1 protein-coding gene is annotated in these 1,243 nt (G+C 63.7%); it reads right to left on the bottom strand.

The window, feature by feature from the left end:
* The coding region (gene glyA, locus Q5Y75_RS28320) for a serine hydroxymethyltransferase (RefSeq protein WP_306203644.1) at positions 1-1,243 on the bottom strand (1,243 nt) is incomplete at both ends.

Raw genomic sequence — 1,243 nt, 5'->3', positions numbered from 1 at the left:
GCAAAGGTCTGCGACCTGGGCTTTGACCTTGGCCTCGACGGCGCTGTTGGCGTCTTCGCCATTGGCGGCGAGGCCGTCGACGACTTCGATGATCCAGTCGGCGATCTGGCGAAACTCAGCCTCGCCAAAGCCGCGGGTGGTGCCGGCGGGGCTGCCCAGGCGGATGCCCGACGTGACCGTCGGCTTCTCGGGGTCAAACGGCACGCCGTTCTTGTTGCAGGTGACATGCGCCCGGCCCAGAGCCTTTTCGGTGGCGTTGCCCTTGACCCCTTTGGGGCGCAGATCGACCAGCACCACATGGGTGTCGGTGCCGTGGGTGACCGTATCCAGACCGCCCTTGATCAGCTGATCGCTGAGCGCCTGCGCGTTGGTGACGACCTGCTGGATGTAGGATTTGAACTCGGGCCGCAGCGCCTCGCCAAAGGCCACCGCCTTGGCGGCGATCACATGCATCAGCGGGCCGCCCTGAATGCCCGGAAAGATCGCCGAATTCACTTTCTTAGCGATATCTTCATCATTGGTCAGGATCATGCCCCCACGCGGACCGCGCAGGGTCTTGTGGGTGGTGGTGGTCGCCACATGCGCATGCGGGAAAGGAGAGGGGTGTTCGCCCGCCGCCACCAGACCGGCGAAATGCGCCATGTCCACATGCAGATAGGCGCCGACCATGTCGGCGATCGCGCGCATGCGGGCAAAGTCGATCTGGCGCGGGATGGCCGAGCCGCCGGCGATGATCAGCTTGGGCTGGTGTTCCTTGGCCAGCGCCTCGACCTGATCATAGTCCAGCATGTTGTCCTGCTGGCGCACGCCGTATTGCACGGCGTTGAACCATTTGCCCGACTGGTTCGGGCGCGCGCCGTGGGTCAGGTGACCCCCGGCATCCAGGCTCATACCCAGAATGGTGTCGCCGGGTTTGATCAGCGCCTGGAACACGCCCTGGTTGGCCTGTGAGCCCGAGTTCGGTTGAACATTGGCAAAGCCGCAGTTGAACAGTTGTTTGGCGCGGTCGATGGCGAGGTTCTCGGCGATATCGACGAACTGGCAGCCGCCATAATAGCGCCGGCCCGGATAGCCCTCGGCGTATTTGTTGGTCATCACCGAGCCCTGCGCCTCCATCACCGCCGCCGAGACGATGTTTTCCGACGCGATCAGCTCGATCTCATCGCGCTGGCGGCCCAGCTCGGACGTGATCGAGCCAAACAGCTCAGGATCGCGGTCGGCAAGAGATTGGGTGAAAAAACCG

Source organism: Ruegeria discodermiae (assembly GCF_030758345.1).
Taxonomy (GTDB): domain Bacteria; phylum Pseudomonadota; class Alphaproteobacteria; order Rhodobacterales; family Rhodobacteraceae; genus Ruegeria_C.
The sequence above is the reverse complement of the archived record's forward strand: the minus strand, read 5'-3'. Positions and strand labels throughout refer to the sequence as shown.